Consider the following 9030-nt stretch of genomic DNA (forward strand, 5'->3'; position numbering starts at 1 on the left):
TTGGACCACCGGTCCCCCCGTCGGCGGCCGGGCACCGTCGGCGCGGGCGCTCACCCCGCCAGGAGGCCGGGCGCCCACAGCGCGGCCGCCGCGGTGCCCGCCGCCACGGCGAGGACGGCGGCGCCGAACGCCTTCTGCAACCGGTCGGCCGCGATCCGGCGGGACAGCCTCCCGGCCGCGAGGGAGGTCGCCACCGCGGCCGCCGCGAACCCGGCGATGACGCCCGCGTCCGCCCCGTCGACGGGTGCCGCCCCCAGGTGTGCGCTGAGCCCGGACGCGGAGTTGAGCGCCACCACGACGAGCGACGTCGCCACGGCCTCGGCGGCGTCGAGCCCCAGGAGGAGGGTGAGCGCGGGCACGACCGCGAACCCGCCGCCCACCCCGAACAGGCCCGTGAGCAGGCCCACCGCCGCACCGGCGAGCGCCGCCTTCGGGAGGCACCTGCGGATGTCGACCCCGCCCGCGCCGGTTCGGCACACACCGCCCGCGTCGGAGGACGAGGCGAGCATGCGCACGGCCACCACGGCCATGACGGCGGCGAAGCCGAGCATGAGCCAGCGCTCGGGGAGCTGCCGCCCGATCGCCGTCCCCGCGTAGGCCGCCGGGAGGCCCGGTACGGCGAACGCGAGCGCGACGCCCCAGCGGATCCGGCGCTGCCGCAGGCGGGGGAGGATCCCGGAGACGGCGGAGGCCCCGACGACGGCGAGCGAGGCCGGGATGGCGGCGTGGACGGACATGCCGACGCCGAACACCAGGGCGGGTACCGCGAGGACCGATCCGCCCGCGCCGAGCAGCCCCATCAGGATGCCGACGGCCACGCCGGAGGCGATCGCCGCTAACACGCCCGGCTCCGGAGCGCGCGACAGCCGTCGGGGCTCACCGGCCCTCCCCGGTGGCCTCGGCGGAGCCGGACGCGGCCGGGCCGGTCAGGGCGGAGAGCGTCGCCCCCGAGTCGCCGGAGGCGGCGCGGTTCCACGGCAGGAGTCCCAGGACGCGGGCCATGGCGCAGGTGTCGCTGACCGCCGCGAACACCAGGCCCGCGCCGATGAACGCGGCGACCCAGGTCAGCGGCGGGTAGGCGAGCCCGGCCAGGACCGAGACGAGGACGATGGACCCGGCGGTGAAGCGGACCTGCCGCTCCATGGCCCAGGTCCCGCGCCCCTTCTCGACCGGCGCCCCGGCGGCCTGCCAGGCGGTGATACCGCCCTGGAGGACCCCGACCCCGGTGAGCCCTGCCGCGTCGATGAGCTTTCGGGCCTCTTCGGCGCGCATGCCCGAGCGGCAGACCAGAACGACGGGGTCGGAGTGGTCGGCGGCGAGGTCGGCCCGGCGCTCGCGAAGCAGGTCGAGGGGAACGTTGGAGGAGCCGGGGATGTGGAGCGAGGCGAACTCGCCGGGGGTGCGGACGTCGATCAGGCGGGTGCGGGGGTCGTCCCGCTTCAGCGCACGCGCCTCATCGACGGTGAGAGCGGCGGGGGTGGAGGGAGTGTGGTCGGTCATGGTTCCTCGATCTCGTTGAAGGGGATACGGGGTCGGGTCGGCAGGCCGCCGGAGTGCGGCGGAGAGCGCGGCGACGACGAAAGTCGGCGGCCGTAGAAGGCGCGCGGATAGGCGGGTGTGCCCCGCGTTGATCTCGGGAGAACCGCCCCTAAAACCGCGCCGGTAGCGTCGTTTTCCCCGAGATCAACGACGCAGGAGCGGCGCTCGGCAGCGGAGTAGGAGAGGCTGGGCGCCCTGCGGTCCGACCGCCCATCCGCGCAGCGGTAGCGCTGTCGGGTGCGGGTGTCCGGGGGTCGCCGTAAAGGGCGGCGACGGGGACACCAGGGCGGTTCCCCGAGCCTGCTCGTCGGCCGCCGGAGTGCACGGCAGGGGCGAGAACGACGCGGGCGGCCGGGGCCCGGGAGCGGGGGCCATCAAGGGCGGTGGAATCGCCGCCTCTCCGCGGCGGAGGCTGCCCTTTCACCACCCCGAAGGCCCGACGCCCCGTCAGGCCGCGACCATCGGCACGCCCTCGGGCTCCGCGTGGGCGAAGGCGTCGTCCACGAGGACCACCCGCCGCCCCGCGCGGGACAGCAGCGACGCCGCCGCCGTCGCCCGGTAGCCGCTGCCGCAGTGCACCCACACCGCCCCGGCCGGGACCTCGTCGAGGCGCGCCGCCAGTTCCGGCAGCGGGATGTGCACCGCGCCCCGCACGTGCGAGGCGTCCCACTCGTTCTTCAGTCGCACGTCGAGCACGACGTCCGGGCCGGGCAGCCCATCGGGCACCGACCCGCTGAGCGCGTCGGCGAGCCCGCCGAAGGTGGCCGTGGGCAGCGAGGCGAGCTGCTCGGGCGAGGCGGCCAGCTCCTCCGGCTCACCGGTGGCAGCGGCGGCGACGCGGTCGATGCCGATGCGCACCAGCTCCCGGCGGGCCTGCGCCACCTGGTCGGGCGTCTCGCCGAGCAGCGTCAGCGGCGCGCCCCACTCGATCATCCAGCCCAGCCAGGTCGCCATCGGCCCGTCGAGCCCCAGGCTCACCGTCCCCGCCAGGTGGGACCCGACGTAGGCCTTGCGGTTGCGCAGGTCCACCACCCATTCGCCGCGCTCCAGCCGGTCGCGCAGCTCCTCCGGGTCGGCCTGGGCCGGGGCGCGCAGGTCGACGGGCTCGGGCCCGGCGAGGTTGGCCACGCCCATGTGCGCGTAGTACGCGGGGTAGGCGTCGAGCCCGGCCAGGGTCTCCCGGACGAAGTCGTCGGCGGCCAGGCGCAGCGCCGGGTTGTGCTCCTTCTCCCGCCCGAGCGTGGAGTCGTCGCCGGAGGCCTGGGTGGCCGAGCAGAAGCTCCCGAAGCCGTGGGTCGGCCAGACGCGTGCGCCGTCGGGCAGCAGCTCGGCGAGGCGGCGGGCGGAGGCGTGCTGGTGGCGGGCCAGGTCCTCGGCGTGGTGGTGGCCGAGCAGGTCGGTGCGGCCGGTGGTGCCGAAGAGCAGGGAGCCGCCGGTGAACACGCCTTCGACGCCGTCCGGCCCTTCGAGCGCGTAGGAGAGGTGGTGGAAGGTGTGGCCCGGGGTGGCGAGCACCTTGACGCGCATGGCGGGCGAGATGTCGAGGACGTCGCCGTCGGAGAGCGGGACGCGCTCGAAGGGGACCTCGTCGGCGGCGGCGACCCCGTAGGCGGCGCCGGTCAGGCGGGAGAGTTCGAGGCCGCCGGAGACGTAGTCGTTGTGGATGTGGGTCTCCAGGACGTGGGTGATGCGCACGTCCAGGCGCCCGGCCAGGGCGAGGACCCGGTCGACGTCGCGCTGCGGGTCGACGACGAGCGCCGTGGAGCCGTCGGTGGCGAGGTAGCTGCGGTCCCCCAGGGACGAGGTGCTGATGACGTGGACGTCGATGGCCGAGGTGGTCATGTGGGCCTCCGTTTCGGGTGCGGGCGGGGTCGGCGGGGATCGGGGCGGGGCGGGGCAGGGCGGGTGAGCGGGGCGGCAGGCGAGCGCGGATACTCTCCGCGCGCGTTGACTACTGCTGGTCACACACCCCGGGGGGGTATGCGCGGGGCAAAAAAGGACGGCGCGCGAGCGCGCCGGATCCTCGGTCAGGCCAGGGCCAGGAAGAGTTTCTCCAGCTCCTCCTCGGTCATGGGCGGCTCCTCGCCGTCCTCGCGGGCCTGTCGGCAGTGCCGCATACCGCTCGCGACGATCTTGAAACCGGCCCGGTCCAGCGCCCGGGAGACCGCGGCGAGCTGGGTGAGGGTCGCCTTGCAGTCGGCGCCCTCCTCCATCATCGCGATCACCCCGGCGAGCTGGCCCTGGGCACGGCGCAGCCGCGTCAGGGCATCGCCCACGAGTTCAGGGGTCATCTCCATCGTCCACCGCCCTTCGTCACGATCACGGTACCCCATACCCCTACCCGTATGACAAAGGGTCGGAGCGAGGCGCCCCTCACGCCGGGCCGCCGCGCCGCGAACGGCACGACCCCGTCCACGGCCCCGATTCGACCACACGGGCCGGGGACGGTGGCCGCACCCGAGGCCCTCGTGGCGTTCCTCGCGTTGTCGGCGCTGGTGATCATGGCGTCCGACCCGCCCCTGCCCACCCGGGGCCGCACCTTTGCACCTGCCACCTGTCATGGACGGCGGGGACGCAGCAGGGGCGGATGGAGGACGGCGGCCGACGGCCGCGCGCCCGGGGCGAGCCGGTACAGCTCGGCGGGGCGGCCGGGGCCGGAGGCGTCGGTCCGGCCGGTCGGTTCGAGGAACCCCGGGGTGTCCGTGGCCTTGCGGTGGAAGTTGCGGGCGTCGAGCCGGGTGCCCCACACCGCCTCGTAGACCGCGCGCAGCTCGGCGATGGTGAACTCCTCCCGGCAGAACGACGTCGCCAGCGGCGAGTACTCGAGCTTGGCGCGGGCGCGTTCGACGCCGTCGGCCAGGATGCGGTCGTGGTCGAAGGCGAGCACCGGCCCGCCGCCGTCGGCCGGGGCGGCCTCCTCGACCGGGACCCAGGTCGCGTCCGCCGTGTCGCCGCCGGCCTGCGGCAGTCCGGAGGATGGGGCGAGCAGCAGGTAGGCGACCGTGAGCACCGGGCCGCGCGGATCGCGGCCGTAGGGACCGTAGCTGCGCAACTGCTCCATGTGGCCGGGCGGCACGATGCCGGTCTCCTCCGCGAGTTCGCGGGCGGCGGCGGTCTCGAGCGTCTCACCGGGGAGGACGAACCCGCCGGGCAGTGCGGACCGCCCGGCGAACGGCGGGATGCCGCGCTCGACCACCAGCACCTGCAGGCGCCCCGACCGCACGGTGAGCGCGACGATGTCGACCGTCACCGGCAGGGTCGCGGCGGTGGCGGGGACGGACCCGGTGTCCTCGGAGCGCTTCTGCATGAGGGCCATCCTATGGCCGGTCGACGGATTCTCGTCGGATTGACGAAAAAACGCCGGAGGGCTTATCGTCGCACTGACGATAAAAGGAGGCCGTCATGGGCACCATCCGCACCTACCCCGGGCTGCGCCACTACCTCGGCACGGCGACGGACCACGTCGTGCACCTGAGCCGCGGCGAGGTCCGCCGCCAGGGGGTCGGGCGGTCGTTCTGGTTCCGGCCGAACACCGTGCTCAGCGAGGTGCCGGCCACCGACCAGGAGCTGCCGGTCCTCTTCCACGCCATCACCCGGGACCAGCAGGACGTGACCGTCCAGGCGAACATCACCTACCGGTTCGCCGACCCGGTGCTGGCCTCCCGGCGGCTCGACTTCGGGATCTTCCCCGTCGCGGACGACGGCGGGCAGGCGAAGGGGCGCGAGCAGGCCGGGGTGATCGTCGGGCAGCTCGCGCAGTCCGCCGCCGTCGACGCCGTCACCGCGCTGGAGCTCGCCGAGGCGCTGGAGACCGGCGTCGCCCGGGTCCGCGAGGCGCTCACCGCGGGCCTGCGGGACGACACGCGGCTGAGCGCCACCGGCATCGAAGTGCTCGGCGTGCGGGTGCTCGCGGTCCGGCCCGAGGCCGATGTGGAGAAGGCGCTGCAGACCCCCGTGCGCGAGCGGCTCCAGGCCGAGGCCGACCGCGCCACCTACGAGCGGCGGGCGGTGGCCGTCGAGCGCGAGCGGGCCATCTCGGAGAACGAGCTCGCCAGCCAGATCGAACTCGCCACCCGGCGCGAGCGCCTCGTCGCCCAGGAGGGCGCGAACAAGCAGCGCGAGGCCAGCGAGGCCGCCGCGGCGGCGCTCATCTCCTCGCGGGCGTGGGCCGAGCGCCGCGGGATCGAGACGGACGCCAAGGCGGCCGAAACGCGCGAGCTGGGCGCGGCCGAAGCGGCCAAGGAGGCCGAGATCATGCAGGTCTACGCAAGCCTCGGGCGCGACGTGCTCACCGCGCTCGCGTTGCGCGACGCGGCCGGCGCGCTGCCGGCGGTCGGCAGCATCACCATCACGCCCGACCTGGTCTCCGGGCTCCTGGGCGCCCTCGCCGACCGCGGCGCGGCCCCGCCCGAGGACGACGGCACCGCCCCCGCGTCCGGCCGGGACGCCCGGTGAGCCTGCGGCCGCGCGCCGTCGTCGTGCACCGGCGCACCGAGCTCGACGAGCTGCTGGACCGGCACGCGACCCGGGGCCAGGCGGAGTTCTTCCTGCGCACCCGGGGCCGCACCCTGGCCGAGGTGCAGGCCCGGCACGACGCCGCGCACCAGGCGCGGAGCGCGGTGGTCGGGGCGCTGCCGACCGAGTGGGCGGTGGCCCAGGTCGAGCGGGACGACCTGAGCCGGGTGCTGTTCGCACCCGAGGACGTCGTCCTCGTCGTCGGGCAGGACGGCCTCGTCGCCAACGCGGCCAAGTACCTCGGCGACCAGCTCGTGATCGGCGTCGATCCGGAGCCCGGCGCCAACCCCGGTGTCCTCGCCCGGCACGACACGGGGTCGGCGGTGCGGCTGCTGCGCGCGCTCGGCCCCGACGCGGGCGGCGCCGTCGAGTGGGAGGGCCTGACGATGGTCGAGGGCCGGCTCGACGACGGGCAGCGCATCCGGGCGCTCAACGAGCTGTACCTCGGGCACCAGGGCCACCAGTCGGCGCGCTACCTGCTCACGGCGGGAGGGCGCTCGGAGCGGCAGTCCTCGTCGGGGCTGGTGGTCGGCACCGGCACCGGCGCCACCGGGTGGTGCGCCTCGATCGCGCACGACCGGGGCGGACGCGCCCTGCCCGGCCCCACCGATCCGGCGCTCGCCTGGTTCGTCCGCGAGGCATGGCCGTCCCCCGTCACGGGGGTCGACCTGATCGAGGGCCGGATCGCACCGGGAGAGGAGCTGACTCTGACCGTCCAGTCGGACCGCCTCGTGGTCTTCGGTGACGGCATCGAGTCCGACCGCCTCACCATGTCCTGGGGCCAGGACCTGACCGTCGGCGTCGCGGACCACCGGCTCCGACTCGCGGCGTGACCACGGACGCACCACGGGACGCGGTGACCGGCGCGCCGCCCCCGCCGCCGCGCCGCCCCGCCCACCGTCGCCTCCCAGGCCGTCGTCGTCCCCAGGCCGCCGCCTCCCAGGCCGATTCCTCCAGCAGGGCGCGGAACGCCCGCCGCCCCTCGGACGTGATGACCTGCGCCCCCCTGGGCGGCCTCACCCTCCCCCGCCCGGCGACGAGCGATCAGCGGACGCGGAGCGACGTCTCCCCCCGCGTGCGCGGGGGCGGGCGGCGATGAATCCCGCCTCCGGCCGCGGTCCAACCTCATGACCGGGAAACGAACACGCTTACGGAGTGCGCCATGACCGCCACGTACACCTTCGACGTCTTCACCTCGCTCGACGGGTTCGGCGCCGCCGGCGGGGATTGGACCGGCTACTGGGGCAAGCAGGGGCCCGAGCTGCTCGAACACCGGCTCGCCCAGTACAGCGGGGACCAGCGGATGGTCTTCGGGGCCAACACATATCGGATGTTCGCGCGGATGGTGGCCGAGAGCACCGAGGAGTCCGAGATGTTCGACCCGTGGGTCGTCCGGATGCGGCACCTGCCTGCGACGGTCGTGTCGACCACGTTGCACGAGCCGCTCGACTGGCCGGACGCGACCGTCGCACGCGGGGACGCCGTCGACGTGGTCGCGCGGCTCAAGAAGGAGTCCGACGTCCCCCTTCGCTCGCACGGCAGCCTGGCGATGAACCGAGCGCTGATGGCCGCGGGCCTGGTCGACCGCGTCCAGGTGACGCTCTATCCGGTGGTCACCGGGCGGACGGGCGAGGCCCCGATCTTCGCGGGCGCGGCCGACTTCGATCTGGAGCTGATCGAGCAGCGGACCCTCGACGGCCGCACGCTGGAGCTCGTCTACCGTCCCACTCTGCACGGCTGAGCCCGGCTGAGCCCGGCCGACCGGGGCGGTCCGGCGGCCGATCCTGTGGCCGGGCCGCCGACCGCCCCGCCGACCGATCCCCCGGCCGATCCAGCGTTGACTTCTACTTAACTCGAAGTTCTAGGTTCTCTCCCGTGAAGTCGGAAGGCCCACCGCGCAGGGCATCCGGACGCGGTCCGTGGTGTGCCGTGCGCCGGCTGGGCCCCGGGTTTCCGCCGTCGCGCCGGCGACGGCAGCAGAGAGGATCACCATGACCACCACGACCGCCTCCCACTCCCCCACCCCCGTCACCGTGCTGGGCCTCGGTGCGATGGGGTCCGCCATCGCCCGGACCTTCCTCGACCGGGGCCACCCCGTGACGGTCTGGAACCGCACCGCCGAGAAGGCCGCCCCCTTGGCCGAGGCCGGTGCCGCGACGGCCGAAACGGCGGCCGAGGCCGCCGCGGCGAGCCCGCTCGTCGTGGTCTGCCTGCTGGACCACGAGGCGGTCGACGCCGTTCTGGCCGACGTAGGCGGCGCCGTCGGGGGCAAGGTGCTCGTGAACCTCACCAGCGACTCCCCCGCCCAGGCGCGCACGACCGAGCGGTGGGCGGCCGAGCACGGCGCCGAGTACATCGACGGCGGGATCATGGCCGACCCGCCCGACCTGGGCACCTCGCACGCCCACTTCTCCTTCAGCGGGTCCCGCGCGGCCTTCGAGGCCCACGAGCCGACCCTGATGGAGCTGGGCAACGGCACCTACTACGGCGAGGATGCCGGACTGGCGTCCGTCGAGTTCATGGCGCAGGTCGGTACCGCCTACGAGCTGCTCCTCGGCTTCCTGCACACGCTCCGCCTGGTGAAGCTGGAGGGCGCCGACCCCGCCGAGTTCGCCGACCGGGTCGCGGACTCCATCGCCGCGAGCTATCCGCCGCTGCTGCGGGGCATCGGCAAGGCGGTGCGCGACGGCGAGTTCCCGCCGGACATGGGCCCGCTGTCGGTCCAGGCGGCCCTGATGGACGACCTGATCGACCACCGCCGCGCGAACGGCGTCGACGCCGCGCGCATGGTGGAGGTCAAGCGGCTGATGGACCGCCGGATCGCCGACGGGCACGGGGACGAGGGCTTCTCGGGGCTGTTCCCGCTACTCGGCGAGGGCTCGTGAACAGACGGCGCCCCTCGGTCCCGTCGTAACCCGCGTTGATCTCGGGGAACTCGGGGTCAAAACGGACACGATAAGCCCGACTTCCCCGAGA

General features: G+C 74.8%; 9 protein-coding genes. 4 read left to right on the top strand and 5 right to left on the bottom strand.

The window, feature by feature from the left end; all coding sequences use genetic code 11:
- Window positions 1–50: 50 nt before the first annotated feature.
- The 5 genes from O4J56_RS05795 to O4J56_RS05815 all read right to left on the bottom strand — a co-directional run bounded on the left by O4J56_RS05795 (window position 51) and on the right by O4J56_RS05815 (window position 4846).
- Complete coding sequence (locus O4J56_RS05795; RefSeq protein ID WP_270684113.1) at window positions 51–842, bottom strand: sulfite exporter TauE/SafE family protein; 792 nt, start codon at window positions 840–842, stop codon at window positions 51–53.
- A gap of 34 nt (window positions 843–876) precedes the next feature.
- On the bottom strand, window positions 877–1500 hold the full coding sequence (locus O4J56_RS05800; RefSeq protein WP_270684115.1) for a rhodanese-like domain-containing protein: 624 nt from the start codon (window positions 1498–1500) through the stop codon (window positions 877–879).
- A 486-nt stretch (window positions 1501–1986) separates the two neighbouring features.
- Entirely contained in the window at window positions 1987–3381 is a 1395-nt protein-coding gene (locus tag O4J56_RS05805; protein WP_270684116.1) for an MBL fold metallo-hydrolase, read from the bottom strand.
- 185 nt (window positions 3382–3566) lie between these two features.
- On the bottom strand, window positions 3567–3836 hold the full coding sequence (locus O4J56_RS05810) for a metal-sensitive transcriptional regulator (protein ID WP_017624790.1): 270 nt from the start codon (window positions 3834–3836) through the stop codon (window positions 3567–3569).
- A 260-nt stretch (window positions 3837–4096) separates the two neighbouring features.
- On the bottom strand, window positions 4097–4846 hold the full coding sequence (locus tag O4J56_RS05815; RefSeq protein ID WP_270684119.1) for an NUDIX hydrolase: 750 nt from the start codon (window positions 4844–4846) through the stop codon (window positions 4097–4099).
- Window positions 4847–4941: 95 nt separating this feature from the next.
- Between O4J56_RS05815 and O4J56_RS05820 the strand changes: the two genes are divergently transcribed.
- The 4 genes from O4J56_RS05820 (at window position 4942) to O4J56_RS05835 (ending at window position 8939) form a co-directional block, all read left to right on the top strand.
- Window positions 4942–5994, top strand: coding sequence for an SPFH domain-containing protein (locus O4J56_RS05820; RefSeq protein ID WP_270684121.1), 1053 nt, complete (start codon window positions 4942–4944; stop codon window positions 5992–5994).
- Window positions 5991–6887, top strand: a complete 897-nt coding sequence (locus tag O4J56_RS05825) for a hypothetical protein (RefSeq protein ID WP_270684122.1) — start codon at window positions 5991–5993, stop codon at window positions 6885–6887. Before O4J56_RS05820 ends, O4J56_RS05825 begins: the two co-directional genes overlap by 4 nt.
- Window positions 6888–7216: 329 nt before the next feature.
- Window positions 7217–7795 carry a dihydrofolate reductase family protein gene (locus O4J56_RS05830; RefSeq protein WP_270684124.1) on the top strand — a complete coding sequence of 193 codons (579 nt, stop codon included), beginning with the start codon at window positions 7217–7219 and terminating at the stop codon, window positions 7793–7795.
- Between the two features lie 250 nt (window positions 7796–8045).
- Window positions 8046–8939 (top strand): NAD(P)-dependent oxidoreductase, encoded by an 894-nt coding sequence (locus O4J56_RS05835; RefSeq protein WP_270684126.1) that lies wholly within the window; start codon window positions 8046–8048, stop codon window positions 8937–8939.
- Window positions 8940–9030: the final 91 nt, after the last annotated feature.

Origin of the sequence: Nocardiopsis endophytica (genome assembly GCF_027706725.1) — a bacterium.
Lineage (GTDB): Bacteria > Actinomycetota > Actinomycetes > Streptosporangiales > Streptosporangiaceae > Nocardiopsis_A > Nocardiopsis_A endophytica.